Annotated in this window: 25 protein-coding genes; 6 read left to right on the top strand and 19 right to left on the bottom strand. The window is 50.0% G+C overall.

Annotated features, from left to right (window positions below; genetic code table 11):
- Positions 1 to 6: 6 nt before the first annotated feature.
- The 5 genes from siiD to ssb1 form a co-directional block, all read right to left on the bottom strand.
- Positions 7 to 1,284, bottom strand: a complete 1,278-nt coding sequence (siiD, locus tag J4617_RS12805) for an SPI-4 type I secretion system protein SiiD (RefSeq protein WP_001081935.1) — start codon at positions 1,282 to 1,284, stop codon at positions 7 to 9.
- Positions 1,281 to 2,600, bottom strand: a complete 1,320-nt coding sequence (siiC, locus tag J4617_RS12810; RefSeq protein ID WP_001670706.1) for an SPI-4 type I secretion system protein SiiC — start codon at positions 2,598 to 2,600, stop codon at positions 1,281 to 1,283. The genes siiD and siiC overlap by 4 nt, the downstream gene beginning before the upstream one ends.
- Entirely contained in the window at positions 2,590 to 3,978 is a 1,389-nt protein-coding gene (locus J4617_RS12815) for a MotA/TolQ/ExbB proton channel family protein (RefSeq protein WP_000875192.1), read from the bottom strand. The genes siiC and J4617_RS12815 overlap by 11 nt, the downstream gene beginning before the upstream one ends.
- Positions 3,975 to 4,607: an SPI-4 type I secretion system auxiliary protein SiiA gene (gene siiA / locus J4617_RS12820; protein ID WP_000389229.1), complete on the bottom strand. Its 633-nt coding sequence runs from the start codon at positions 4,605 to 4,607 to the stop codon at positions 3,975 to 3,977. The genes J4617_RS12815 and siiA overlap by 4 nt, the downstream gene beginning before the upstream one ends.
- A gap of 1,040 nt (positions 4,608 to 5,647) precedes the next feature.
- On the bottom strand, positions 5,648 to 6,178 hold the full coding sequence (gene ssb1 / locus J4617_RS12825) for a single-stranded DNA-binding protein SSB1 (RefSeq protein WP_000168322.1): 531 nt from the start codon (positions 6,176 to 6,178) through the stop codon (positions 5,648 to 5,650).
- Between the two features lie 247 nt (positions 6,179 to 6,425).
- On the opposite strand from ssb1, the gene uvrA reads away from it, so the two are divergent.
- The 3 genes from uvrA to J4617_RS12840 all read left to right on the top strand — a co-directional run bounded on the left by uvrA (position 6,426) and on the right by J4617_RS12840 (position 10,163).
- Positions 6,426 to 9,251: an excinuclease ABC subunit UvrA gene (uvrA, locus tag J4617_RS12830; protein WP_000357724.1), complete on the top strand. Its 2,826-nt coding sequence runs from the start codon at positions 6,426 to 6,428 to the stop codon at positions 9,249 to 9,251.
- A gap of 131 nt (positions 9,252 to 9,382) precedes the next feature.
- The gene (locus J4617_RS12835; RefSeq protein ID WP_000432210.1) at positions 9,383 to 9,838 is read left to right on the top strand and encodes a hypothetical protein; all 456 of its coding nucleotides are present in this window, start codon (positions 9,383 to 9,385) and stop codon (positions 9,836 to 9,838) included.
- Positions 9,825 to 10,163 (top strand): hypothetical protein, encoded by a 339-nt coding sequence (locus J4617_RS12840; RefSeq protein ID WP_000146595.1) that lies wholly within the window; start codon positions 9,825 to 9,827, stop codon positions 10,161 to 10,163. The genes J4617_RS12835 and J4617_RS12840 overlap by 14 nt, the downstream gene beginning before the upstream one ends.
- On the opposite strand, the gene J4617_RS12845 is transcribed toward J4617_RS12840, so the two are convergent.
- The 6 genes from J4617_RS12845 to dnaB all read right to left on the bottom strand — a co-directional run bounded on the left by J4617_RS12845 (position 10,164) and on the right by dnaB (position 15,873).
- Entirely contained in the window at positions 10,164 to 10,520 is a 357-nt protein-coding gene (locus J4617_RS12845; RefSeq protein ID WP_000155665.1) for an MmcQ/YjbR family DNA-binding protein, read from the bottom strand. It abuts the gene before it with no gap.
- 2 nt (positions 10,521 to 10,522) lie between these two features.
- Entirely contained in the window at positions 10,523 to 10,939 is a 417-nt protein-coding gene (locus J4617_RS12850) for a secondary thiamine-phosphate synthase enzyme YjbQ (RefSeq protein WP_000270393.1), read from the bottom strand.
- Between the two features lie 128 nt (positions 10,940 to 11,067).
- Positions 11,068 to 11,781: an acid phosphatase AphA gene (gene aphA / locus J4617_RS12855; RefSeq protein ID WP_000724435.1), complete on the bottom strand. Its 714-nt coding sequence runs from the start codon at positions 11,779 to 11,781 to the stop codon at positions 11,068 to 11,070.
- 186 nt (positions 11,782 to 11,967) lie between these two features.
- Positions 11,968 to 13,161 carry an aromatic amino acid transaminase gene (tyrB, locus tag J4617_RS12860; protein WP_000486910.1) on the bottom strand — a complete coding sequence of 398 codons (1,194 nt, stop codon included), beginning with the start codon at positions 13,159 to 13,161 and terminating at the stop codon, positions 11,968 to 11,970.
- 185 nt (positions 13,162 to 13,346) lie between these two features.
- Positions 13,347 to 14,426, bottom strand: coding sequence for an alanine racemase (gene alr, locus J4617_RS12865; RefSeq protein WP_001147297.1), 1,080 nt, complete (start codon positions 14,424 to 14,426; stop codon positions 13,347 to 13,349).
- Positions 14,427 to 14,457: 31 nt separating this feature from the next.
- Entirely contained in the window at positions 14,458 to 15,873 is a 1,416-nt protein-coding gene (dnaB, locus tag J4617_RS12870; RefSeq protein WP_000918353.1) for a replicative DNA helicase, read from the bottom strand.
- 64 nt (positions 15,874 to 15,937) lie between these two features.
- Here dnaB and J4617_RS12875 point away from each other — a divergent pair, with 64 nt between their 5' ends.
- Entirely contained in the window at positions 15,938 to 16,921 is a 984-nt protein-coding gene (locus tag J4617_RS12875; RefSeq protein ID WP_000235550.1) for a quinone oxidoreductase, read from the top strand.
- A gap of 173 nt (positions 16,922 to 17,094) precedes the next feature.
- Here J4617_RS12875 and pspG read toward each other — a convergent pair whose 3' ends face one another.
- The 3 genes from pspG to J4617_RS12890 all read right to left on the bottom strand — a co-directional run bounded on the left by pspG (position 17,095) and on the right by J4617_RS12890 (position 19,901).
- Positions 17,095 to 17,337, bottom strand: coding sequence for an envelope stress response protein PspG (pspG, locus tag J4617_RS12880; RefSeq protein WP_000891414.1), 243 nt, complete (start codon positions 17,335 to 17,337; stop codon positions 17,095 to 17,097).
- Between the two features lie 167 nt (positions 17,338 to 17,504).
- Positions 17,505 to 18,503, bottom strand: coding sequence for a tRNA dihydrouridine(20/20a) synthase DusA (gene dusA / locus J4617_RS12885; RefSeq protein WP_017465897.1), 999 nt, complete (start codon positions 18,501 to 18,503; stop codon positions 17,505 to 17,507).
- Positions 18,504 to 18,590: 87 nt separating this feature from the next.
- Entirely contained in the window at positions 18,591 to 19,901 is a 1,311-nt protein-coding gene (locus J4617_RS12890; protein WP_001039337.1) for a conjugal transfer protein TraF, read from the bottom strand.
- Positions 19,902 to 20,147: 246 nt separating this feature from the next.
- Between J4617_RS12890 and zur the strand changes: the two genes are divergently transcribed.
- Positions 20,148 to 20,663 (top strand): zinc uptake transcriptional repressor Zur, encoded by a 516-nt coding sequence (gene zur, locus J4617_RS12895; RefSeq protein ID WP_000416271.1) that lies wholly within the window; start codon positions 20,148 to 20,150, stop codon positions 20,661 to 20,663.
- A 99-nt stretch (positions 20,664 to 20,762) separates the two neighbouring features.
- Here zur and J4617_RS12900 read toward each other — a convergent pair whose 3' ends face one another.
- The 5 genes from J4617_RS12900 to J4617_RS12920 all read right to left on the bottom strand — a co-directional run bounded on the left by J4617_RS12900 (position 20,763) and on the right by J4617_RS12920 (position 23,693).
- A complete protein-coding gene (locus J4617_RS12900) occupies positions 20,763 to 20,972 on the bottom strand; it encodes a CsbD family protein (RefSeq protein ID WP_001030592.1) in 210 nt (69 codons plus the stop codon).
- 21 nt (positions 20,973 to 20,993) lie between these two features.
- Positions 20,994 to 21,107 carry a hypothetical protein gene (locus tag J4617_RS12905; RefSeq protein ID WP_001575282.1) on the bottom strand — a complete coding sequence of 38 codons (114 nt, stop codon included), beginning with the start codon at positions 21,105 to 21,107 and terminating at the stop codon, positions 20,994 to 20,996.
- Positions 21,104 to 22,429, bottom strand: a complete 1,326-nt coding sequence (gene dinF / locus J4617_RS12910; protein WP_001128112.1) for an MATE family efflux transporter DinF — start codon at positions 22,427 to 22,429, stop codon at positions 21,104 to 21,106. Before dinF ends, J4617_RS12905 begins: the two co-directional genes overlap by 4 nt.
- A 178-nt stretch (positions 22,430 to 22,607) precedes the next feature.
- The gene (lexA, locus tag J4617_RS12915; protein WP_000646079.1) at positions 22,608 to 23,216 is read right to left on the bottom strand and encodes a transcriptional repressor LexA; all 609 of its coding nucleotides are present in this window, start codon (positions 23,214 to 23,216) and stop codon (positions 22,608 to 22,610) included.
- Positions 23,217 to 23,324: 108 nt separating this feature from the next.
- A complete protein-coding gene (locus J4617_RS12920) occupies positions 23,325 to 23,693 on the bottom strand; it encodes a diacylglycerol kinase (RefSeq protein WP_000002900.1) in 369 nt (122 codons plus the stop codon).
- A gap of 170 nt (positions 23,694 to 23,863) precedes the next feature.
- Between J4617_RS12920 and plsB the strand changes: the two genes are divergently transcribed.
- Positions 23,864 to 26,284, top strand: a complete 2,421-nt coding sequence (gene plsB / locus J4617_RS12925; RefSeq protein WP_000017360.1) for a glycerol-3-phosphate 1-O-acyltransferase PlsB — start codon at positions 23,864 to 23,866, stop codon at positions 26,282 to 26,284.
- Positions 26,285 to 26,324: the final 40 nt, after the last annotated feature.

The following is a 26,324-nucleotide window of genomic DNA, read 5'->3' on the forward strand; positions in this document are numbered from 1 at the left end:
TCACTCTCAAGGTGTATCTAATCGTTTAGTATTAACTGGTTCTGAAAAGGCTTTGTCCACGCCTTTCATCAAGGGAGATAACAGGTATTCCATAATACTGTGTTTTCCGGTAATTACACTGGCGTCAACAGTCATACCTGGTTTTAACCACCGTAAATCATCTTCATTAACATCGAATGCAATAATTACTTTATAATAACGCTGAATTGTTCCTCCGGTATTTTCCTCATAGGAATCAGGGCTAATATTATCGATAGTCGCATTATACGATTTTATCTTTGGTTGGATAATTGACTGCACATCCAGTTTAACGGCTTCATCTACATATATTTGGTCACGGTATTTGGGTAATATTTTCACATCGGCCAGCATAGTCCTTACTTTTGGTTTTATTTCAAAAAGTAAGTCCGCCGCCTGAATCACACCACCATGAGTAGTGGCACTTTTATTGATTTTATAAATTACACCGTCAACCGGTGAATAGATATCCTCCTCATTTATCTGCTTCTCTATTACTTTTAATGTAGAGTTAACAACCTCAAGCTCCTGAAGATTTTTAGATATTATTTTAGATAAAGATAAGCGCAATTCATTATTAAGCGCCTCAATATCATTAACAACCAACTCAATATCATCTTTTTTTAAAGTGATGCTACTTTCAATATCATTAATTTCAGACTTAACTTTTATATACGCCTGTTTCTTGTTAAGAAAATTGGTATATGGGCTAATTCCTTTTTTTACCAGTGGGGAAAGAATATTTATTTCTTCGGCAAGCAATGCGAGTTCTTTTTCTTTCGAACTCAGCTTCTCTTGTAATCCGCTAATCTCAGAATCAAGAGAGGTTTTTTTTAACTCTTTAGCTCTTATCTGACTATGCACTAATTCAATATTCGCTTTTACCTCTTTATTGCTTAAAGAACGGGTGCCATCCAGGGTAATCAACCCACTCTCATTTTCTTTATCAAGAATGAAAGATATTTCGTTAACATCTTTATCCAGATACCCTTTTTGAGTTCTATACCTTTGATATTCTTTTTGCAGATCAAGGTTAACGACCTTTGCAAGGAGTTCTCCTTTTTTTACAGTATCACCCTCGGCTACATAAATATCTTGTATCGTCCCTCCTTTAGAAAGAGATATTAACTGAGCATTATCTTTAGTAGTGATAACGCCCTGACCATGAACCACTGAATTAATTTCTATAAAGTAGGTAAGGATAATAATTAAGATCGTCAAAGAAATAATTATCATCATGAGATGATCGCTTTGTCTTCTATTCATTTCATTACATTTAACTCACTTTCAGTATTTCCTTTTAAATAATCCATTAAATGAAAAATCAATGAGAGTTGCTGTAGCTTTAAAATATACAGGCTATATTTGCTGTCGATCATGCTTACATATGCCTGAAATGCTTCATTACGGCTTGAAATTAAATCAAGCAAACTTTTTTGCCCTAACTGAAACTCCTGCTCATATAATTCAGTAAGCTGTAACGCGTTTGTATGTGAACGTTCCGCCACTGAGTAAGTCTCTTTTGCAGCGGCGTATCTTGAAAGTTGTGAATCAATGTTATAACGCGTTTTAATCAAAAAATCGTCAATTTGCAGCTTAGCCTGCGAGTAACTTGCCACCATTTTTCTTTCCTGGGCTGAATTTCTGAACCCATTAAAAATGTTGAAACTGACATTGATACCCGTTTTAAATTCATCTTCATAATCACTTTTTTTGGCACTACCGCTCGGGTTATTCTGTACATAGCTGGAAACAAGATCTACAGTCGGAAAATAGGATGATTTTGCGGCATTAATATCTTCGGTCGCGGCTTTTCGGGTATTGACAAGCATCTTATAGTCATCGTTGTATTTCATCACCATGTCCATAAGTTTTTCAGGGCTTTCGACAAAGATATATTTTTTGAAGAGGTTGAATTTTTCATCGCTTTGAATCTGATCTGGTGATAAATTCAGACCAGTCATATTCTGCATTTTATACATTTCATCATCCAACATCGACTGATACATAATGCTTCTGGTATTTAATGCATCGATAGATACTTGTACTTTACGCATATCAGATTGCATCGCTACACCGGAAGATACCAGCAACGAAAAAGTTTCCAGCATCTTTTTATAAAACTCTTTCTCCAGATTTACGCCATCAATCATTTCACGATATTTACTGATGTTGTAATAGGTTGTCACAACCTCCTGAGACACTATATTCTTTGTTTTTTCATAGTCAGTTTTACTATTATCTCTTTCATATTCAGATTTCCTGATATTAGCCCCCCTCACTCCAAAATCCGTTATTCGGTATGATAAAGACACCTTATTTTCAACGTTCCTCTCGGTACCTGATGACTCTTTCCTGTTATTATTAAGGCCAGATGTTAGATCCAGGGTAGGATAAAGTGCTGCCCGTGAAAGATCTAAGTCACTGTTTTTCTTTTCAGTCTCATAATATGAAACAGCAACAGAGGGCTGATGCGTTAATGCGGCATTAACTAAATCTCTTAGAGGAATGACCGGAAGCTCGCTGGCGTATGTGCTTTGTGTAATAAAAGCAGTCGTCAGAAAAAACATCTTAATCTTCATTTTTTTCCTCCTTGTTTAACAAACGTTGCTTTACTATTTCCTGATGCATAGATGTTATTTTTTCCATTAATGGCATATAGGTATCACGGTAGCTAACCATTTCAGCACTAATCTCTTTAGTATTGGCAATAATCTTTTTATCAGTAGCCGATAGATCGGATAGCGCTAAATGAACATTATTCATATCCTCATCCATTTCTTTTCTCAGCCCATCGAGAGTATGAGAAATATCGGCACTGCCAGCAGCAATATCGTTTATGGTCTTACCATGTGAAAGAGATTCCTGATAACATTTATCAACTGATGCCATTATTGAATCATTCTTTTTATCTATAATATTCTGTATTGTACTCATTGCCTCCAGTCGTGCATTATTATCAGCAAGCAGGATATTACCTTCAGATAAACGAGAGGTAATTGTTATTACACCGTCAGATAATTTTTTGAGATTTTCGTTACTGCTTACCAGATAACCATCAATCAGCGTAGAAAGTTGTTCCAGTTTTGCTGAGTTATCCAATAGTCGGTTTTGCAAAGTGACAAAGCTATCTGATAGCATCACTCGTTTCTTTTCTTCATCCTGCGTCCGTAAGTTTTCAACTGTCAGGTAGTTATCAAAAAACGCTTTAAACAACTCTTTAAATTCTACAAGCGTCTCTGATTCAACCCGCAGGCTTCGTTGTTTATTATTGGATCTGTTGCTTATGATTTTTAATTTTTTGATTTCCGTAGAAACAAGGGAATAGGAGCTGCGAACAAAAACACTTTGTGAGGTCAGGAGTATGGCGCAAACAACACCATAGATAGAAGATACAAATGCGGTATTCATCCCTTTCAATGGTTCAGAAAGCGACGCTACCATTGTCACGATCATATTGAGTGTATTACTTGCATTATCACCGCCAACATCTGATGGCGAGCTCAATAAGTTCCCGATTGAACCAATCGTAATAGACAGACCCGCAAACGTCCCCAACAGGCCAACAAGCGTCGACACATTGCTACAGCTCATAATAAATGACAATCGTTGGTTACGGGCGGTAGACACATTGTCATCTAATTCCATCAGCAAATTGAAATCACACTGTTTGGGTTCCCCGGCAAACAAAACCTGATTGAGGTTAGAAAGAATGCTATTTTTTCTACTGGCGTCCTGAGCTATTAATATGTCTTTTGCTGAAATATTTTTAAGAATAGTGAATAATGCACACAAAGAACCTGTAATATAAATGGCAATAATGACTCCATTGTAAATTGCAGAAACCATAAAGTTATCAAAAACATACTCTCTTATACCGGGAAAAGATAAAGCGAAAAAAGGGAGTATGGCAAGGAAAAAACAGACAAACAAATAGCGGTAATGATTTATATATTTCACTCTGACACCTTTTTATTAATAGTCGTGATAATAGCTTTACTCGTTGTACTTGATGCTGCGGAGTTAACACTCATGTCAATAACTACATCAGGATATATCTTCTTAATCTCTTTCATTAAAATAATTCCCCGTTCATATCCCAGTCGTAAAGAGTCAGAGAAAGAGATGTCTGCCTGAGGAATAACCATTTCTATCAATAAATTACTATTAGTTTTGTCTTCTAACCAAGCCTCTATTTTATGAGTATCCTCTTCTGAAAAGCTTCTCAGCCTGCCATGATACGTAATAACAAGCTCATTTTTTGTAGACGTTATATCAGTTTTCTGACCATCGGCGATATCGTATACTCCAACCTCCTTACCTGACATTGTAGTCATTCCGTCCGACACATCTTGGGTATTCACTTCCTTATTAACTATTTCATTAGCATTTGAATTGTCATTGGCTCCGTTATTTTGAGCAGTAGATTTAGTCTTATTCTCTATATTTGCTTTATAAACTTTAATTGAGTTGTCATACATAATAATCATATTATTAAGTGCAAACACCAACATAAGAAATATAAAAATGCACAATACCGTAGAGAATGTATCAACAAAACTAGGCCACGGATTACTTTCGTCTTCCATGTTGTCTCCTGATATTACATTGTGAATAAAATGTTTTTGTGGATTAGAAAGGATAAAGGATGCTCAACTTATTCAGAAAGTGAACGCTACCGCCCTTGGCTTCCTGCTACCAATACGCTTTATAGAGTTCAGTTTTCTTACATCTCGTAATCAGAAAAATAAAAACAACGACGCCATTTTTATGCGCCCACAACAAAGATGAGTGCTTTAATTAAAAACACTCTTCATTTTTTTAATTAGGTAGACATCAATTATTGCACTAACTATATCTTCCCCAATAATAGGTATCGCATAAGCTCTCAGCTCATAAATAAAAAATAGTCATCAGCAAATTAAAACCACCCGCCGATAAATAGATTTGTTAGCTAATCATTGAAACTCTAAATCATTTTAAGGACATATTTCTTTTTAATACGCGTTATAACCATACGTATTTAATAAATTTGCCTCCAGAGGATAAAATGAATTTTCACAATTAAAACATAGGGTCATAGGGACTTCAATATAACTTAAATCATTGAAAATATAATAAGTGGGGAGTAAAAAATCAGAATTGCGTAAAAAAACACACAAATAAAACCATTTTTTATATAAAGCCAGCTATAAGTAACAATTTTATCTTCAGCAATTAAAAATAAAGCAAGATACACATATCATATTTGAGCTCATCACAAGCTAAAGCAAACATTTAATTAACTATTGATAATACCGCCCCTTCTCTACCGTTATTTTATAATATCTTTTTGTTGTCAAAAAATGGCTATAAATTATATATTTTGCAGATGAGATTTCTCTTTCATATTTAAGACAATCCGGGTTATTGCAGTACATTTATGAACTTCGGCTGGATAATGATGTGCCGAGGCGAGTCGGCCAGAGGCGATAAGCGACATTTTTCCGTAAGATATGCGCTTCTCTTTTTTGAAAGGGATACAAAGACAATAATACCAGGTAAGAAAATGCCTGGTTTACACCAGGCATTTCAGCAGACGAGAACTATAGCGAAAATGCAAATAACGCTTTGAGTTTTTTACCAAAAATCAGAACGGAATGTCGTCGTCAAAATCCATTGGCGGTTCGTTAGACGGCGCTGGCGCGGATTGCTGTGGACGCGACTGCGCGCCGCCGCTGAACTGGTTGCCGCCCTGCGGCTGCTGAGGTTGTTGCGGTTGACCCCAACCCCCCTGCTGCTGACCGCCTGCCGGTGCGCCGCCGCCCTGGCGACCACCCAGCATCTGCATCACGCCGCCGATCTGCGGAACGTTAATTTCAGTCGTATAGCGTTCCTGGCCACTCTGATCGGTCCACTTGCGGGTACGCAATTGACCTTCGATATACACCTGAGAACCTTTACGCAGATATTCGCCGGCCACTTCCGCCAGTTTGCCGAACATCACCACCCGGTGCCATTCAGTCTGCTCTTTCATTTCGCCGGTCTGCTTATCGCGCCAGGATTCAGAAGTAGCCAGCGTTAAGTTGGCGACAGCGCCGCCACTCGGCATATAGCGTACTTCCGGGTCCTGGCCCAGATTACCAACGAGAATCACCTTGTTTACGCCTCTGCTGGCCATAATTGAGTCTCCTGAATACGTTTCATAAATAGTGTAAACGCGTGAGTGTACCATTTCCACGTAGCATTTTAATAGCTGCGATGCAGGTTCCAGGTCACTCGCGCGAACCTCATATTGTTGCATACTTTAGCTGAAGATGCATTCCAATACTGTATATTCAAACAGGTTAAATTGTGTCATAATTAGCCGTTTCTGCCGTTTGTCCTTCAAACAAACCAGGCATCCGAGTCTCTACCGGGAAAGGTGAATGGATAAGATCGAAGTTCGGGGCGCCCGCACCCATAATCTCAAAAATATTAACCTCGTCATCCCCCGCGACAAACTGATTGTCGTGACCGGGCTTTCGGGTTCAGGCAAATCCTCACTGGCTTTCGACACTCTGTATGCCGAAGGGCAGCGTCGTTACGTTGAATCGCTCTCCGCTTACGCGCGGCAGTTTTTGTCGCTCATGGAAAAACCGGATGTCGACCATATTGAGGGGCTATCGCCCGCGATCTCAATTGAACAGAAATCGACATCGCACAACCCGCGCTCTACGGTGGGTACTATTACCGAGATCCACGACTACCTGCGCCTGCTGTTTGCCCGCGTGGGCGAGCCGCGTTGTCCGGATCATGACGTGCCGCTGGCGGCGCAAACCGTTAGCCAGATGGTCGATAACGTGCTGTCACAGCCGGAAGGCAAACGTCTGATGCTGCTGGCGCCGATTATTAAAGAGCGTAAAGGCGAACACACCAAAACGCTGGAAAATCTGGCAAGCCAGGGTTACATTCGCGCCCGTATTGACGGCGAAGTTTGCGATCTCTCCGATCCGCCGAAGCTGGAGCTGCAAAAGAAACATACCATTGAGGTGGTGATCGATCGCTTCAAAGTTCGCAACGATCTTTCCCAACGCCTGGCGGAGTCGTTCGAAACGGCGCTGGAATTATCCGGCGGCACGGCGGTTGTTGCCGATATGGACGATGAGAAAGCGGAGGAGCTTCTGTTCTCCGCCAATTTTGCCTGTCCGATTTGCGGCTACAGTATGCGCGAGCTGGAACCGCGTCTGTTCTCGTTCAACAACCCGGCAGGCGCCTGCCCGACCTGTGACGGCCTCGGCGTTCAGCAATATTTCGATCCGGACCGCGTGATCCAGAATCCCGACCTGTCGCTGGCAGGCGGCGCGATTCGTGGTTGGGATCGTCGCAATTTTTACTACTTTCAAATGCTCAAGTCGCTGGCGGAACACTATAAGTTCGACGTGGATGCGCCGTGGGCAAGCCTCAGCGCCAACGTACACAAAGTCGTGCTGTACGGTTCCGGCAAAGAGAACATCGAATTTAAATATATGAACGATCGCGGCGATACCTCCGTGCGCCGCCATCCGTTCGAAGGCGTGCTGCATAATATGGAGCGCCGTTATAAAGAGACGGAATCCAGCGCGGTGCGCGAAGAGCTGGCGAAATTCATCAGTAATCGCCCCTGCGCCAGCTGTGAAGGAACGCGACTGAATCGCGAAGCGCGCCATGTATTTGTGGAAAATACGCCGCTGCCTGCTATTTCCGATATGAGCATTGGCCATGCGATGGATTTTTTCACTAATCTCAAGCTTTCCGGGCAACGGGCGAAAATCGCCGAAAAAGTGCTAAAAGAGATCGGCGATCGCCTCAAGTTTCTGGTGAACGTCGGCCTGAACTATCTCACGCTCTCCCGCTCGGCAGAGACGCTTTCCGGCGGCGAAGCCCAGCGTATTCGTCTGGCGAGCCAGATAGGCGCCGGGTTAGTCGGCGTGATGTATGTGCTGGATGAGCCGTCCATCGGTCTGCACCAGCGCGATAACGAACGGCTGCTGGGTACGCTGATTCATCTGCGCAATCTTGGCAATACCGTGATTGTGGTGGAACACGATGAAGACGCCATCCGCGCCGCCGACCATGTGATCGATATTGGCCCCGGCGCGGGCGTTCACGGCGGCGAGGTGGTGGCGGAAGGCCCGCTGGAAGCCATTATGGCGGTACCGGAATCGCTGACCGGCCAGTACATGAGCGGTAAACGCAAAATTGAAGTGCCGAAACAACGCGTGCCGGCAAATCCAGAAAAAGTGCTCAAACTCACCGGCGCGCGCGGCAACAACCTGAAAGATGTGACCCTTACGCTACCGGTAGGGCTGTTTACCTGTATCACCGGCGTCTCGGGTTCCGGTAAATCGACGCTGATTAACGACACGCTGTTCCCCATCGCCCAGCGTCAGTTAAACGGGGCGACTATCGCCGAACCGGCGCCGTATCGGGATATTCAGGGGCTGGAACATTTCGATAAAGTGATCGATATCGACCAGAGCCCAATCGGGCGCACCCCGCGTTCCAACCCGGCGACCTATACGGGCGTCTTTACCCCGGTTCGTGAGCTTTTTGCTGGCGTGCCGGAGTCTCGCTCGCGCGGCTACACGCCAGGGCGATTCAGCTTCAACGTGCGCGGCGGTCGCTGCGAAGCGTGCCAGGGCGATGGCGTCATTAAAGTCGAAATGCACTTTCTGCCGGATATTTACGTGCCGTGCGACCAGTGCAAAGGCAAGCGCTATAACCGGGAAACGCTGGAGATTAAGTACAAAGGCAAGACCATCCACGAAGTGCTGGATATGACCATTGAAGAAGCGCGTGAGTTCTTTGATGCGGTTCCGGCGCTGGCGCGTAAGCTGCAGACGCTGATGGACGTAGGGCTGACCTATATCCGTCTTGGTCAGTCGGCGACAACGCTTTCCGGCGGCGAGGCCCAGCGCGTGAAGCTGGCGCGCGAACTGTCGAAGCGCGGCACCGGGCAGACGCTGTATATTCTCGACGAGCCGACCACCGGCCTGCACTTTGCCGATATTCAGCAGTTGCTTGACGTTCTGCATCAGTTACGCGATCAGGGCAACACCATCGTGGTGATCGAACACAACCTGGACGTCATTAAAACGGCGGACTGGATTGTCGACCTCGGCCCGGAAGGCGGCAGCGGCGGCGGCGAAATTCTCGTCGCCGGTACGCCGGAAACCGTGGCGGAGTGCGAGGCGTCGCATACTGCCCGCTTCCTTAAACCTATGCTCAAATAACCTTCACGCCGCTTTCCGATTCGCCGGGAAGCGGCATCATTTTTCCTCATCCCACCTCATTGTATCCGTGTTGAGCATTTGTGATTTGCGTGCCGCCTCGCTCTGACATGTGATAGCGCAAACGGTCTGTTATGGAAAACACCATGAAGTTGCCCTACGCAATCACACTACTGCTGTGCCTGTTTTTATCCGCCTGTACGCTGCCTGACCGCTTTAGCGCCGTGGCTTTTCAACAACTGACGCTATTACAAGCGCGCTCAACCCGCTTCCTGCAGGACGCGGCGCGAATACCGTGGCAAAAAGAGACACTGCTCAAGGATGACCGCGATATCCGTCAGACATTTTTTCAGGCTGAGCGGGTCGCCTGTCAGGGTGGGGATAAACACCGACTCGATAATCTGGCGCTGCTGAAAAATCACTATTTGCGTCTTTATGCGCGGGTTATGCAACGTAAGCAACCACTTACTCACATCCAGGCAGAGAGATACCAACAGCAAAATAATCAGGTCTGGAAATTAGCCATACAGGGTGAGTGTCTGCATTGGGGCGCCCGCTGCACTCAGGGAGAAGAAAATGGCGTCTATTAACGAAATACATTACCTGATAACCACCGCCCAGGCCGAACACCCTGTAGCGTCCTCGGCGATTGCCGAGTTTATCCAGACGTATAAGCAGGCAAGAGAAGACAGCGACGACGGTATCCGCGAGTCCGCCGCGTTTATCGCCCGCGCGCTTCAGGAACATGCTCGCGGCTGGCTGGACGACGATGATATGATTATTCTGCTGGAAGGACAGCGGGACCTCGCCAGGCTACGCGCCAATAATGCGCAAATCGCCCTTGGCAGCCGTATCCGGTCTACGGTCATCCGCCTCATTGATATCGCCCTGGCGTTGTTGGTCGGCGCGCTATAATCAGGACTGCGGCAACTGCTTGCGTTTATCTTCCGGCAGCGCATTTACCGCCTGTTGATAAGAGGCATCGACCAGATAATAGAGTTGTGAATCCGGCAGCGAGCCGTCCAGATAGACCGTGCTCCAGTGCGCTTTATTAAGGTGCCGACTCGGTCGTACATCGCTGTGCTGCTGGCGTAACAACTCTGCCAGTTCCGGGCTGGTTTTGAGAGAGGCTGCCGGGCGTCCTTCAACTTCTTTTACCATCGCGAAAAGTACATCTTCCACTTTAATTTGCGTCGCTTTCCAGTCGCTGTGAACGCTCTGCTCTGCGCCAGGTTTTGCCATGCAGTATTGCAGTAATTCCGAAATGGTCATTATCATTCCCCTTGTAGTGTCGCGATGATTTTACGTGGACCGCCGTGAATACGGTGTTCTCCCAACCAGATACCTTGCCATGTTCCTAACTGTAAACGCCCCTGGCGTACAGGCAGCAGCAACGAGACGCCCAATACTGACGACTTAATATGCGAAGGCATGTCATCCGCGCCTTCGTAGTCATGTTCATACGCCGCATTATCGGGAACGGTTTTCAGGAAATGGCGCTCCATGTCAGCGCGCACGGTAGGATCGCAGTTTTCGTTTAACGTCAGCGAGGCCGAGGTATGTAGCAACAACAGATGCAGCAAACCCGTTTCGACAGGCGGTAAGCCAGACAATTTATCGGTAATTTCATCTGTTATCAGATGAAACCCGCGCGGCTTCTCGCTCAGTGTAATGGTGCGCTGATACCACATAGGCTGCTCCTTCCTAAAAACAAACGTCTCCTGAATAGTGTGCAGCAAGTCTGGAAAAGGTAAAAGCCAGCGGGGCAAGTTTGTGCAAAAATCATGCAAAAAAGGAGAGCCTGTCGCTCTCCTGATTTTTAGTACTCCGAGTTGACAATGACTTCCTCGCCAAACGCTCCTGCCTGCGGCAGCGGTTTGTAGGTGGAGTTAGCCGCGCGCAGGATGCGAATACCGCGGATACCACAATCACGAGCCGCGGTAATATCGTTATCCGAATCGCCGTAGAAGATACGCATGTTCTTCTCCTGCAGCCACTGTACTTTCGTATTTTGTTCCGGTTTATCGCCGGCGAAAATCACCGGATTCATATTCGCCGCCGGAATATGGAAGTTATCCGCCAGCGTTTTCGACACGGTTTCCGTTTTCGTCTGACTACGACCAGTGACAAAGTAAATACTGTCGCCACGGCGAACATGCATATCAATGAGCTGTCGGGCCACTTCTTTTGGAATACTGAACTCATCCCAGCCGTTGTTCATTTTTTCCCAAAAGGCCGGATTTTTCAGATAATCGTCGCTGTCCGGGGAGTAGGTTTTCTTTCCGCGCCAGAATCCGGGGCTGGAAAATAACACGGTGTCGTCAATATCAAAGCCGACCGCCATCGGCGGGCGTCCGGTGAGGCTGTTTTCAATCTGGGCGACAGAGACCCAATGGACAGGTGCTTGTTCCGCGAGTTTTGCAACATTAGTGCCCGGATTGAGTGTCGAAGGGGAAGATACTAACGCATTCGCGGAATGGTTTAGCGTAAACAACAAACAGACGGCACTCAGCGCCAGGGTTATTTTTTTCATAGTTTTCCCTTAAAATTCAAAATATTATAATTATTAAGATGAGTCTTTGCTCAAAAAACTATCTGACCATAACGCCAGTAACGGTCAAAAGGAAGGATTATCTGCGGTTTTGTTACGAAAAAAGAGGATGATCACAACAGCTATTGTCAGGCCGGAGGGCACTGTTATCGCCGTCCGGCCTGAATATTACATGACAGCGGCAAATGCCTTCGCCACGCGGTGTACATTTGAAGCATTAAGCCCGGCGACACACATGCGGCCACTGGCAATCAGGTAAACGCCAAACTCATCGCGCAACCGCTCGACCTGCTCCTCGCTTAACCCGGTATAGCTGAACATACCGCGCTGCTGTAACAAGTAATCAAAGTTGCGGTCAGGCATCTCCGCCTTCAGCTCCTTCACCAGCGTCTGGCGCATCGATATAATGCGGTTACGCATCGCGTCGACTTCCGCCAGCCAGCCCGCTTTTAACGCCTCATCGCCCAGGACCGTAGCGACCACCTGAGCGCCGAAACACGGCGGACTGGAGTAAATTCGGCGCACCGTCGCTTTTAGCTGTCCCAGAACCCGCGCGGCGATTTCAGCATCTTCACACACCACGGACAGGCCGCCGACGCGCTCGCCGTACAGCGAGAAAATCTTCGAAAAAGAATTACTGACTAACGCAGGTAACCCAGCGCTGGCAATGGCGCGAATAGCGTAAGCATCCTCGTCCATGCCTGCGCCAAACCCCTGATAGGCAATATCAAGGAACGGAATCAGATCGCGCGCTTTCACTATTTCAATCACCGCATCCCATTGCGAAGGCGTTAAATCCGCCCCGGTCGGGTTGTGACAACAGGGGTGCAGCAACACGATACTGCGCGCAGGTAACGTATTCAGCGTGGCCAGCAGATCGTTAAAACGGATGCCGTTAGTCGCGTCGTCATACCAGGGGTAAGTACTCACTTCGAATCCTGCCCCGGCAAATATCGCAATATGGTTTTCCCAGGTGGGGTCGCTCACCCATACGCCTGCGTCGGGGAAATAACGCTTAAGGAAATCCGCGCCCACTTTCAGCGCGCCGGAACCGCCTAATGTCTGGATAGTGGCCACGCGCTGTTGCTGAAGAACCGGGTGATCGGCGCCAAAGAGCAAAGGCGCGATAGTATGGCGATAAGTATTGAGTCCTTCCATCGGCAGGTACAGCGAAGCGCCATGCGGCTGCGCGTTAAGCCGGGCTTCGGCTTCGGCCACCGTTTTGAGCTGTGGGATAATCCCGTCTTCGTTGTAATACAGGCCAATGCTCAGATTTACTTTGTCGTGACGGGAGTCGTCTTTAAAACGCTCCATCAGTGAAAGAATCGGATCGCCGGCATAGGCGTCAACTTTTTGAAACACGCGATGGTTCTCCAGGTTTACAGAGGGCAGGAAATAACACAATAAACCGGAAGGACGAGAAGATCGAGAGGATGTTGTGGTGGATGCGCATATTACCGGATAGCGGCGTGAACGTCTTATCCGGCCTACAGCCAATGCGCGATACAAGCCGGATAAGCGCAGGCGCCACCCGGCCTGCCGCGTATTTAATCAATATACTTCATCGCCACCCTTGAGGTCAGGCGCGTGATAAGTTCGTAAGCACTTACTTTTGTCATTTCAGCGATACGTTCAACCGGCAGACCTTCACCCCATAAGACCACCGGATCGCCCGCGTTATCCTGCGCGTTTGGCCCCAAATCCACGCAAATCATATCCATCGCCACCCGCCCGACAATCGGAACTTCACGACCATTGACCAGTACTGGCGTACCGGAAGGCGCCGCTCGTGGGTAGCCATCGCCATAACCCATCGCCACCACGCCCAGGCGCGTGTCGCGCTCACTCACCCATGTCCCGCCGTAGCCCACCGGTTCGCCCGCTTTGTGGTCACGCACCGCGATCAAACTGGAGGTTAAGGACATCACCGGCTGAAAACCAAAATCCGGCCCCCAGGGTTTGTGCTCCAGCGGCGATACGCCATACAAAATAATGCCCGGACGCGCCCAGTCAAAGTGAGACTGCGGCCACAGCAGGATACCGCCAGACGCGGCAATAGAGCGCTGCCCGGGTTTACCCTGACAGAAGGCATTAAAAATGTCGAGCTGATGTTCGGTAGCGCCGCATTCCGGCTCATCCGCACGGGCAAAATGGCTGACGATATTCACCGGCTGGCGTACATTTTTACAGTGCGTCAGACGCTGGTAGAACGCTTCCGCCTCTTCGGGACGCACGCCGAGACGATGCATACCGGTATCCAGTTTCATCCAGACCGTTACCGGCTCCGCCAGCTCCACCGCCTCCAGGGCGGCAAGCTGCTCTTGATTATGTACGGCGGTATGCAGACATTGCGCGGAAATGGTCGGCAGATCGGCGGCGTCGAAAAAACCCTCCAGCAGCAGGATAGGCTGCGTGATCCCGCCCGCTCGCAGACGTAGAGCCTCTTCAAGACGCGCCACGCCAAAAGCGTCAGCATCAGGGAGCGTTCGCGCGGTCTCCAGAAGACCGTGTCCATAAGCGTTCGCTTTCACCACCGCAACCAGCTTACTGGCAGGCGCCAGTTCACGCAGACGTTGCAGGTTGTGTCGCAGAGCGCGGCGGTTAATGACGACTGTTGCCGCTTGCATTTGAATTCCTTGTTAACAGAATGACGGAGAGTTACTCATCATCGTATTGCGGTCCCGCATAGTTATCGAAGCGCGACCACTGACCATTGAACGTCAGACGAACCGTACCGATAGGACCGTTACGTTGCTTACCAATAATAATTTCAGCAATGCCTTTTAAGTCGCTGTTCTCGTGATAAACCTCATCACGGTAGATAAACATAATTAAGTCGGCATCCTGTTCAATAGAGCCGGATTCACGCAGGTCGGAGTTCACCGGACGTTTATCTGCGCGTTGTTCCAGAGAGCGGTTAAGCTGCGATAGCGCCACGACCGGCACCTGGAGTTCCTTCGCCAGCGCTTTCAACGAGCGAGAAATTTCGGCGATTTCCAGAGTACGGTTATCAGAAAGCGACGGCACGCGCATCAATTGCAGGTAGTCGATCATAATCAGACTTAACCCGCCATGTTCGCGGAAAATACGCCGCGCGCGCGAACGGACTTCTGTCGGCGTAAGACCTGAGGAGTCGTCAATATACATATTGCGTTTCTCCAGCAGAATGCCCATCGTGCCGGAGATTCGCGCCCAGTCTTCATCATCGAGTTGACCGGTACGAATACGTGTCTGATCGACGCGGGACAGCGAGGCCAGCATACGCATCATGATCTGTTCGCCGGGCATCTCCAGACTAAAGATCAGTACCGGTTTATCCTGCAACATCGCCGCATTTTCGCAGAGGTTCATCGCAAAAGTGGTTTTACCCATGGAGGGGCGCGCCGCGACGATAATCAAATCCGAACGCTGTAACCCTGCCGTCTTTTTATTGAGGTCCTGATAGCCGGTATCCACGCCTGTAACGCCATCGTGCGGTTGCTGGAACAACTGCTCAATACGCGCCACGGTGGCGTCGAGAATCTGGTCGATGCTTTTCGGACCTTCGTCTTTGTTGGCCCGGTTTTCCGCGATCTGGAAGACGCGCGACTCCGCCAGATCCAGCAGTTCGTCGCTATTGCGCCCCTGTGGATCGTAACCGGCGTCCGCAATTTCATGCGCCACCGCGATCATATCGCGGACCACGGCGCGTTCGCGCACAATGTCCGCATAAGCACTGATATTCGCCGCGCTTGGCGTGTTTTTAGACAGCTCCGCCAGATAGGCGAAACCGCCGACGCTGTCCAGTTGGCCCTGCCGCTCCAGCGATTCCGCGAGCGTAATCAGGTCGATAGGACTGCCGCTTTCCTGCAAGCGCCCCATCTCCGTAAAGATATGGCGATGCGGGCGGGTATAGAAATCTTCCGCCACCACGCGCTCGGCCACATCGTCCCAGCGCTCGTTATCCAGCATTAAACCGCCCAACACCGACTGTTCCGCTTCAATCGAGTGCGGCGGCACTTTTATCCCGGCAACCTGCGGATCGCGGTCGCGGGCATCAGTCTGTGGTTTGTTGAAGGGTTTATTTCCTGCCATAGTGAATGGAGTTACCGAGATAGTGATTGGGTCGAAAGATTACCACATTTCTTTTGGAGGAAGCATGGCAACGCGTATTGAATTTCACAAGCATGGTGGTCCGGAAGTGCTTCAGACCGTGGAGTTTACGCCAGCGGAACCGGCGGAACACGAAATCCAGGTTGAGAACAAAGCCATTGGTATCAACTTCATCGACACCTATATCCGTAGCGGACTCTATCCGCCCCCGTCGTTGCCTGCGGGCCTGGGAACCGAAGCTGCGGGTGTGGTCAGTAAAGTCGGCAACGGCGTGGAGCACATTCGCGTGGGCGATCGCGTCGTCTACGCGCAGTCAACGCTCGGCGCTTACAGTTCCGTCCATAACGTCCCCGCAGATAAAGCCGCGATTTTACCTGACGCCATTTCCTTCGAACAGGCGGCAGCCTCTTTTCTCAAGGGGTTGACCGTTTTTTACCTGTTGCGCAAAACCTATGAAGTGAAACCCGACGAACCCTTCCTGTTTCATGCCGCTGCGGGCGGCGTCGGTCTGATCGCCTGCCAATGGGCAAAAGCGCTGGGCGCGAAGCTTATCGGTACCGTCGGTAGCGCGCAAAAAGCGCAGCGGGCGCTGGACGCCGGTGCCTGGCAGGTAATTAATTACCGTGAGGAGAGCATTGTCGAACGGGTAAAAGAGATCACCGGCGGCAAAAAAGTCCGCGTGGTCTATGACTCCGTGGGGAAAGATACCTGGGAAGCCTCACTGGACTGCCTGCAACGTCGGGGACTGATGGTCAGTTTCGGCAATGCGTCCGGCCCCGTCACTGGCGTGAATTTAGGTATTCTGAATCAGAAAGGTTCCCTGTATGCCACGCGACCTTCACTACAGGGGTATATTACGACGCGTGAAGAACTGACCGAAGCCAGCAATGAATTGTTCTCATTGATCGCCAGCGGCGTGATTAAAGTTGATGTGGCTGAAAATCAACGCTATGCGTTAAAAGATGCCCGTCGCGCGCATGAAGTGCTGGAAAGCCGGGCCACACAGGGCTCAAGCCTGCTGATTCCGTAATAGCTCTGCAAAGAAATTGGGCTTCCACCCGGGAAGCCCTTTCTTTTTTGTTCGGCTGTATGTAGGGTACAGCGCGATGAATTCGTTACCTGCGCAATCATGACAGATTTAATAATCGATTCCTATTTGCTTGTGAGGGCAAAGTTCCAGGTTGTGACGAACCGCTCAATACCTTAGTAAAACCGACGGTTATTGCGCTGATACTGTGGGATTTTTGGCGTTTTTACTGCTTTGATCACCCACACCACAGCCACCGCCAGCAGTAGCCACGGTAACAGCTTGATCATCAGGGCGAACATTCCACCCAGGAACATGACGGCAGTCGCTACAACCAGCGCGGCCAGAATGCCCAGCAAGGAGACGCCCGTCACCATTAACATCAGAAAAAAGCCAAGCACAAAAAGTAGTTCCAGCATAGTCGCTCCCCATAAAGATGGCATTGCCCGGCGGCACGGCGCTTACCGGGTTTGGTCAGGTAAGCTATTACAAAAATCATGCCAATATTTATGTTTTTGATATATAAAGAAAACGCCCTGCAAGACTGCACAGAGCGTGGTGAGATTGACTAATTTTTGGCGAACTTTTAACGCTTGTCTGCTACCAGTTTTAGCGCCTGCTCCAGTACAGCAACATCCGCGCCAGCTTTATGGGCGTTTTCGCTCAGATAGCGACGCCACTGCCGCGCGCCGGGGATGCCCTGGAACAACCCCAGCATATGGCGAATGATATGCCCCAGATACGCTCCCTGGCTCAATTCACGCTCAATATAGGGATACATCGCGCGAACCACCGTAACCGGGTCGGCATCGGTGGTATCGGCGCCGAAAATCTCCCGATCTACCGCGGCCAGTATACCCGGATTCTGATAAGCTTCGCGGCCAACCATGACGCCATCCATATGGCGCAGGTGTTCCTTCGCCTCTTCCAGCGATTTGATGCCGCCGTTAATGGACATGGTCAGGTGCGGAAAATCCCGCTTTAGCTGGTATACGCGCGGGTAATCCAGCGGCGGGATCTCACGATTTTCTTTCGGGCTTAAGCCAGAAAGCCAGGCTTTGCGCGCATGGATAATAAACATCTCGCATTCGCCCCGACCGGAAACCGTATCGATGAAATCACACAGAAACGCATAACTGTCCTGATCGTCAATACCAATGCGGGTTTTTACCGTTACCGGAATCGAGACGACATCACGCATGGCTTTAACACAATCGGCGACCAGTTGCGCATTGCCCATCAAACAGGCGCCAAACATACCATTTTGCACACGATCGGAGGGGCACCCCACGTTGAGGTTAATTTCATCGTAGCCACGCGCTTCCGCCAGCTTTGCACAATGCGCAAGCTGAGCCGGATCGCTTCCACCAAGCTGTAGAGCGACCGGATGCTCTTCTTCGCTGTAAGCCAGATAGTCACCCTTACCGTGAATAATCGCGCCCGTGGTCACCATTTCGGTGTAGAGCAGCGTCTGGCGAGACAGCAAACGCAGGAAATAGCGGCAATGTCTGTCCGTCCAGTCGAGCATAGGCGCGATGGAGAAGCGATAAGCAGGAAAAGCGGAGGACTGGGTTTCAGGCTGCATGGCGAATAAATAAGCATCCGGTTAAAAAAGGGGCGTCACTATAGCATAACGCTAAACCGGAGGCGTAGCGCCTCCGGTGAAAACGCCTCAGAATGTCATCGTAAGCTGCGCGCCAGCCCCCCAGGTTTCATCTTCGCCGTACAGTCCCATTAAGTCGAGATGCACACGGTTAAAGGGCGCAAAGCCAAGACCGCCGGTAACCACATTGCTATCGTTATTTTTCACATCCGCACGATACCCTGCGCGCACCGCCAGCCATGACAACGGTCGAACTTCAGCGCCGACGCCAACGTACTGTGAATTGTCTTCGCTCTTAAAGCCTTTCGTTTCCGTCAGATCACCATCGGCGCTTACGGTCAGCAAATCGTTATGCCATGCGACGCCCGCGGTAACCAGAGGGCGGATTTGGTATGTATCTTTGTAGTTGGTGGTTTCTCCCGTCATACCATTAGTGATGTAAATATCTTTCGTATCGATATCGCGAGATACCAGATTTTGCCCGCTCAGCCCCAACGTCCAGTTTTCACCGATATCGGCAGCAAGCCCCGCATCAATGTTAAAACCCGTATCGTCATTGCGATAACGGCTGCTATTCCAGTCGCTACTGTCGTAGTTATAAATTGAGGTGGTGTAGTTATAGAGCCAGGTTTTTTGCAGTTTTGGCGTAACGCCAATGGAAACAGGCACCTCGCCCACCACAAACTGCTTCGCCAGCGCAATACCGTAGTCAGATACAATCGCTACCCGCCCCGACGCGGTAGAGTTTAAATGCTTTGTAATTTCGTCAGACCCCAGCAAAGCAGCGCGTCCTGCTTCACGAAGCGCGACACGTTCATCATGCTGGATATCGCGCAAATACTGAATATCGTTCTGATCAATGGACGAACTCACGCGCCCATGCGCATAACCTTTGGCGATAAACGCCACGGAAAGCGTTTGCCCTGGAATACTTACCGCCAACCCGGCGCCGGCATTGGCGCGGGCAGTTTTTCCGTTGAGATATTCCAGCTCATCGGCCAGGTCGCGCGCGGCGCCCTGAAATTGATTCAGCACGCCTCGCGGATTGAGCAGAATTTGCCCCAGCGTAAGGTTATCGACGACCTCATCGTAGTAATCCACTTTATCGCTGATATCGTCAATTTCATCCTGGAGATTGTCTTTATCCGTAATCTGGACGCCGACCGCAGGAAGGACAACAGTGATATTGTCTTCCGGTTTGGCTTTTGCCAGTAACGCCGGATTTAACAGTACTCCGCTGCCATAATTCGCGGACGCGACGCCCGTCCCGCCCATTGCGTCATTACGCGCTTCCGTCCAGGTATTGGCGGCGCTCGCCTGCTTTGCCATAAAAAGCGAGACCGCGATAGCAATCAGTGAAAGTTTGACGTTTTTGTTCACAGTTAGCCCATCTTATTATCAGGTGAAGTAATCCCTCCGCCACGCCTTACCGGACAGAGGCGAACTATTGCTGTGAAATAGTGATGTTAAATCCTGTTGTTATAATATCGACCCTCATTATGTATAGATGAGAATACTGGCGCGGAAAAGCTTAGCAGGCGATATATTGTCGCGGGGTAATTTCAGAGTTTTAAGCAGCTCGTGGTAAAGTAGCGGATTAGACTTTCATGCCATTCGAGGTGCTACATGGAAAAGACCACAACGCAAGAGTTACTGGCGCAAGCTGAAAAACTCTGCGCGCAGCGCAACGTGCGCCTGACGCCTCAGCGCCTCGAAGTGCTGCGCCTGATGAGTCTGCAACAGGGTGCCATCAGCGCATACGATTTGCTCGATTTGCTGCGCGAAACGGAACCACAGGCCAAACCGCCCACCATTTACCGCGCGCTGGATTTTTTGCTCGAACAGGGTTTTGTCCATAAAGTGGAATCCACCAATAGTTATGTGGTTTGCCACCTGTTCGACCAGCCGACGCACAGCTCGGCCATGTTTATCTGCGATCGTTGTGGCGTGGTGAAGGAAGAGTGTGCCGAGGGCGTGGAAGACATCATGCATACTCTGGCGGCTAAAATGGGCTTTGCGCTACGACATAACGTTATTGAGGCGCACGGTCTGTGCCCTGCGTGCGTAGAAGTGGAAGCGTGTCGCCATCCGGGCGACTGTGGTCACGATCACTCGGTGCTGGTGAAGAAAAAACCGCGTTAGCCTGAACGGAAAAACGGGCGGCAGTAGAGAGGGGCACGCCCGCATTCATAAGCAAACAGTGGGAAGCACATCCATGTACTCCTGGTAGGGGAAAACATATTACCAGCGATAGTTGTTACGGGTTTCCCAGTCAACAACCTCTTTTTCCGCCTGATCTTTCTGGTAACCGTAACGCTCCTGGATTTTACCTACCAGTTGGTCGCGTTTACCTTCGATAACGGTCATATCGTCATCGGTCAGTTTGCCCCATTGTTCTTTCATTTTACCTTTAAACTGTTTCCAGTTACCGCCGGCTTCGTCTTTATTCATCATCTTGTCCTCATCATTCGGTTAGGAATAGCAGGTGTTATTCGCCCAAATGCACTGCAATTTCTGCTGGACGTGATAATAATTGTAGGCAGGAATTCGGCCTTCGGTTTTATATTCAGAATTTTTAACCGTCACGATCTGGCAAACCATGTACCCTCGCGCCAGTGACGACGCCAGATAAGGCTCAACGACAGACCGCGAAGCGCCAGGAACACGGTTAATGCCAGCCATAAACCATGATTTCCTAATACCGGCAGGGCGAAGAGCGTCAGCGCGAATCCTCCCGCGGCGACAGCCATGCTATTGCGCATTTCGGCAGCGCGCGTCGCGCCAATAAACATACCATCGAGCAGATAGCACCATACGCCCACCAGCGGTAATACCACCTGCCAGATAAGATACCGATCCGCCAGTAGCTGTATTTGCGGCAATGAGGTCAGTAACGCGACAATATGTTCGCCTGCCAGGGCATAGACTGTAGAAAACAACAAGGCCACAATTCCTGACTGACGACACGCCGCTCGCCAGACGTCCAGTAGCTTGCTACCGTCACGCGCGCCGTAAGCCTGACCGGAGTGCGCCTCCACCGCATAAGCAAAACCGTCCAGCGCATAGGCCGTAAAGGTGAGTAAGGTCATCAGGACTGCATTTACCGCGATAATATCGCTGCCCAGCCGCGCGCCTGACACCGTGATTGCGCCAAAACAAAGCTGAAGGAGCAATGAGCGCAGCATGATATCGCGATTGAGCGCCAAAAGGCGGCGCACATTGCCGCGCCAGGCCTGTTTTAGCATATCCAGCGACACACCGCGGAGATGGAGAACTTTACGTACCATCATAAAGCCGATCAGTAACGTGGCATATTCTGCGATGACCGTCGCCAGGGCGGCGCCCTGCACGTTCATATGAAGCCCCATCACCAGCCACAGGTCGAGCGCGATGTTGAGGATATTGCCCACGACCAACAAGATAACCGGCGCCCGCGCATACTGAACGCCTAACAGCCAACCGAGCAGCACCAGATTCGCCAGTGACGCGGGAGCGCTTAGCCAACGAATTTCAAGGAAGCGTCTCGCCTGCACCAGGACAGCGTCGTTCCCGCCGACAATATGTAAAGCCAGCTCGATAAGCGGCGTGCGAAATAGCACAATCATCACGCCTGCGCCCAGCGCCAGCAATAACGGTTGAATGAGCGCCCGGGCTAACGCCTGCGGATTTTTGGCGCCAAATGCCTGCGCCGTTAGGCCGGTGGTGCTCATACGTAGAAATAGCAGCAGCATGAAAAGAAAGCTGGTGGCAGTCGCGCCCACCGCCACGCCGCCCAGGAAAACCGGGCTGTCCAGATGACCAATCACCGCCGTATCGACCAGCCCCAGTAAGGGGACGGTGATGTTAGAAAAAATCATCGGCAGCGCGAGACGCCAGAGAGCTTTATCAGAGGAGGTAAAAAGCGGCATGGAGAAAAGCCTGACAAGGAGTTAAACGAAACGAGCGCATTGCCGGATGGCGACGTAACGCCTTATCCGGCCTACAAATTAATCATCTCAGGAACTGCATTCCCGTAGGCCTGATAAGCGCAGCGCCATCAGGCTGCACGATTGCCGGATGACGGCTTACAAGGAGATTAAAAAGAGATTACAACCATTCCCCGTTGCGAATGACGCCTACCGCCAACCCTTCAATCGTAAAGCTTTGTTCGCGCAGATCCACCACTATCGGTGTAAACTCGCTGTTTTCCGGCAGCAGCTCCACTTTATTGCCCTGCTTTTTCAGGCGTTTTACTGTCACTTCATCGTCAATGCGAGCGACAACCACCTGGCCATTACGGACGTCCTGCGTTTTATGTACCGCCAGCAAATCCCCATCCATAATACCGATGTCTTTCATCGACATACCGCTCACGCGCAGCAGGAAATCGGCGCTGGGTTTGAACAGTGAAGGATCGACCTGGTAATGGCCTTCAATATGCTGCTGCGCCAGAAGCGGTTCACCCGCCGCGACACGCCCAACAAGCGGTAATCCGTCCTCTTCTTCCTGTAACAGACGGATACCTCGCGATGCGCCGGAAACGATTTCAAGCACCCCTTTGCGCGCCAGCGCTTTAAGGTGTTCTTCCGCCGCGTTTGGGGAACGGAACCCCAAACGCTGCGCGATTTCCGCACGCGTCGGTGGCATACCTGTCTGGCTGATGTGATCCCGGATGAGATCAAACACCTCTTGTTGCCTGGCCGTTAACGCTTTCATTCCGCCCCCTGGGTGTATATACAGTCATGCTGTGAGTATATACAGTTAAAGGTGATTTTGGAACCACAAACGGCGCAAAAAACAAGAGATTTATAAAATTTGGAACCTTTATCGAAAATGTGACCATAACAGGATGCCCCAGGTCATCAGGGCAACGAAAATAGACAGTAGCACCGCAGCCGATCCCATATCTTTCGCACGGCCGGAAAGCTCATGGTATTCAGAACCGATGCGGTCCACGACCGCTTCAATAGCGCTGTTGAGGATTTCAACAATCATGATAAGTAAAACGGAACCTATCAATAACACACGGGTAATCGCATCCACATCCAGCCAGCAGGCGATGATGACGCCCAGCAATACCGCGATACTTTCCTGGCGAAACGCCGCTTCGTGAGTCCATGCGGCGCGAAATCCTTTCCAGGAATATCCTGCCGCTTTGATAATTCTGGTGAATCCAGTGGTATTATTGGCCATCAAAAGAACCTTTTTACATTATTAACGTCAATGACATTATACGGTTGCCCTGCACGATTCGGACTGCCGTAACGCAGCGCGAAGTATGACGGGATACAACAGAAATTCGCTAAACTTTCTGATATCCTTGCACCGCATTTGCATTATTAACCAGAGGCTTTACATCGTTTATGTCCGGCTGGCCACGAATTTACTACAAATTACTGAATTTACCATTAAGCATACTGGTAAAAAGCAAGTCTATTCCGGCGGAACCCGCCCAGGAATTGGGGCTCGATACTTCTCGCCCCATTATGTATGTCTTGCCATACAACTCAAAAGCGGACTTACTGACGCTGCGGGCGCAATGTCTGGCGCACGATCTCCCGGATCCGCTGGAGCCGCTGGAGATCGACGGCGCGCTGCTGCCACGCTATGTATTTATTCACGGCGGACCGCGTGTCTTTACCTATTACACGCCAAAAGAAGAGTCGGTGAAACTTTTTCACGATTATCTCGATCTGCATCGGAGTAATCCGGCTTTGGACGTGCAGATGGTGCCCGTTTCCGTGATGTTTGGCCGCGCGCCGGGTCGTGAAAAGGGAGAAGATAACCCGCCTTTACGTATGCTGAACGGCGTACAGAAATTCTTTGCCATCTCCTGGCTGGGTCGCGATAGCTTTGTCCGATTCTCGCCGTCCGTCTCATTGCGTCGCATGGCTGATGAACACGGCACCGATAAAATCATCGCGCAGAAGCTGGCTCGCGTGGCGCGTATGCACTTTGCTCGCCAGCGCCTGGCGGCGGTTGGCCCACGCCTGCCCGCCCGTCAGGATCTGTTTAACAAACTGCTGGCCTCGAAAGCGATCGCCCGCGCAGTAGAAGACGAAGCGCGCAGTAAGAAAATCTCTCATGAAAAAGCGCAGCAAAACGCCATTGCGCTGATGGAAGAGATCGCGGCGAACTTCTCTTACGAGATGATTCGTTTGACCGACAGGATTTTGGGGTTTACCTGGAACCGTCTTTACCAGGGAATTAACGTGCATAACGCCGAGCGCGTACGCCAACTGGCGCACGACGGGCATGAAATCGTCTATGTACCCTGTCACCGCAGCCATATGGACTACTTGCTCCTTTCTTATGTGCTGTACCATCAGGGACTGGTTCCGCCGCACATTGCCGCCGGTATTAACCTTAATTTCTGGCCCGCTGGCCCGATTTTCCGTCGTCTGGGCGCGTTCTTTATTCGTCGCACCTTTAAGGGGAATAAACTCTATTCCACCGTCTTTCGCGAATACCTGGGCGAGCTGTTCAGCCGCGGTTACTCGGTTGAGTATTTTGTCGAAGGAGGACGTTCGCGTACCGGACGTTTGTTAGACCCGAAAACCGGCACCCTGTCGATGACTATCCAGGCGATGCTGCGCGGCGGTACCCGTCCAATTACGTTAGTGCCTATTTACATCGGCTATGAGCACGTCATGGAAGTGGGCACCTATGCGAAAGAACTGCGCGGCGCGACAAAAGAGAAAGAGAGCCTGCCGCAGATGCTGAAAGGCTTGAGCAAGCTGCGCAATCTGGGTCAGGGCTACGTTAACTTTGGCGAACCGATGCCGCTCATGACGTACCTGAACCAGCATGTGCCGGAGTGGCGCGAATCTATCGACCCTATAGAGGCCATACGCCCAGCCTGGCTGACGCCGACGGTAAATAGTATCGCCGCCGATCTGATGGTGCGTATTAACAACGCTGGCGCGGCAAACGCGATGAACCTGTGTTGTACCGCGCTGTTAGCGTCGCGTCAGCGCTCGCTCACCCGCGAGCAACTCACCGAGCAGCTTGATTGCTATCTCGATCTGATGCGCAATGTCCCTTATTCCACAGACTCAACCGTTCCTGCCGCCAGCGCTGGCGAGCTTATCGCTCACGCGCTGCAGATGAATAAGTTTGAGGTCGAGAAAGACACCATTGGCGATATCATCATTCTGCCGCGCGAGCAGGCGGTGTTGATGACCTACTATCGTAACAATATCGCGCATATGTTGATTATGCCTTCGCTGATGGCGGCGATTATCACCCAGCATCGTCGCATTTCGCGTGATGCGTTGCAGCAGCATGTTGAAGCGCTCTATCCGATGTTAAAAGCGGAGCTGTTCCTGCGCTGGGAGCGCGAGGAGTTAGCCTCGGTCATTGACGCGCTGGCCAGTGAAATGCAGCGTCAGGGGCTAATTACCCTGCAGGATGATGAACTGCATATCAACCCGACGCATTCCCGTACGCTGCAGCTGCTGGCGGCAGGCGCGCGCGAAACGCTACAGCGTTATGCCATTACGTTCTGGCTGTTGAGCGCCAATCCGTCCATCAACCGCAGTACGCTGGAGAAAGAAAGCCGTACCGTGGCGCAACGTCTGTCTGTCCTGCACGGTATTAACGCGCCGGAGTTTTTCGACAAAGCGGTGTTCAGTTCACTCGTGTTGACGCTACGGGATGAGGGTTATATCAGTGATACGGGCGATGCCGAACCGGCAGAAACGATGAAGATATATCAGATGCTTGCCGATCTAATTACCTCTGATGTCCGTCTGACGATTGAAAGCGCGACGCAGGGCGAGTAAGCCAGTGCCTGAAATGCCCGATAGTGCAAGCTCATCGGGC

It is taken from the genome of Salmonella sp. 32010601201800023SM (assembly GCF_017572235.1).
GTDB lineage: Bacteria > Pseudomonadota > Gammaproteobacteria > Enterobacterales > Enterobacteriaceae > Salmonella > Salmonella enterica.

Coding starts and splice junctions, on each gene's coding strand:
- siiD (WP_001081935.1), bottom strand. CDS start 1,284: ATGAATAGAAGACAAAGCGATCATCTCATGATGATAATTATTTCTTTG.
- siiC (WP_001670706.1), bottom strand. CDS start 2,600: ATGAAGATTAAGATGTTTTTTCTGACGACTGCTTTTATTACACAAAGC.
- siiA (WP_000389229.1), bottom strand. CDS start 4,607: ATGGAAGACGAAAGTAATCCGTGGCCTAGTTTTGTTGATACATTCTCT.
- ssb1 (WP_000168322.1), bottom strand. CDS start 6,178: ATGGCCAGCAGAGGCGTAAACAAGGTGATTCTCGTTGGTAATCTGGGC.
- uvrA (WP_000357724.1), top strand. CDS start 6,426: ATGGATAAGATCGAAGTTCGGGGCGCCCGCACCCATAATCTCAAAAAT.
- J4617_RS12835 (WP_000432210.1), top strand. CDS start 9,383: ATGGAAAACACCATGAAGTTGCCCTACGCAATCACACTACTGCTGTGC.
- J4617_RS12840 (WP_000146595.1), top strand. CDS start 9,825: ATGGCGTCTATTAACGAAATACATTACCTGATAACCACCGCCCAGGCC.
- J4617_RS12845 (WP_000155665.1), bottom strand. CDS start 10,520: ATGACCATTTCGGAATTACTGCAATACTGCATGGCAAAACCTGGCGCA.
- J4617_RS12850 (WP_000270393.1), bottom strand. CDS start 10,939: ATGTGGTATCAGCGCACCATTACACTGAGCGAGAAGCCGCGCGGGTTT.
- aphA (WP_000724435.1), bottom strand. CDS start 11,781: ATGAAAAAAATAACCCTGGCGCTGAGTGCCGTCTGTTTGTTGTTTACG.
- alr (WP_001147297.1), bottom strand. CDS start 14,426: ATGCAAGCGGCAACAGTCGTCATTAACCGCCGCGCTCTGCGACACAAC.
- dnaB (WP_000918353.1), bottom strand. CDS start 15,873: ATGGCAGGAAATAAACCCTTCAACAAACCACAGACTGATGCCCGCGAC.
- J4617_RS12875 (WP_000235550.1), top strand. CDS start 15,938: ATGGCAACGCGTATTGAATTTCACAAGCATGGTGGTCCGGAAGTGCTT.
- pspG (WP_000891414.1), bottom strand. CDS start 17,337: ATGCTGGAACTACTTTTTGTGCTTGGCTTTTTTCTGATGTTAATGGTG.
- dusA (WP_017465897.1), bottom strand. CDS start 18,503: ATGCAGCCTGAAACCCAGTCCTCCGCTTTTCCTGCTTATCGCTTCTCC.
- zur (WP_000416271.1), top strand. CDS start 20,148: ATGGAAAAGACCACAACGCAAGAGTTACTGGCGCAAGCTGAAAAACTC.
- J4617_RS12900 (WP_001030592.1), bottom strand. CDS start 20,972: ATGAATAAAGACGAAGCCGGCGGTAACTGGAAACAGTTTAAAGGTAAA.
- dinF (WP_001128112.1), bottom strand. CDS start 22,429: ATGCCGCTTTTTACCTCCTCTGATAAAGCTCTCTGGCGTCTCGCGCTG.
- lexA (WP_000646079.1), bottom strand. CDS start 23,216: ATGAAAGCGTTAACGGCCAGGCAACAAGAGGTGTTTGATCTCATCCGG.
- J4617_RS12920 (WP_000002900.1), bottom strand. CDS start 23,693: ATGGCCAATAATACCACTGGATTCACCAGAATTATCAAAGCGGCAGGA.
- plsB (WP_000017360.1), top strand. CDS start 23,864: ATGTCCGGCTGGCCACGAATTTACTACAAATTACTGAATTTACCATTA.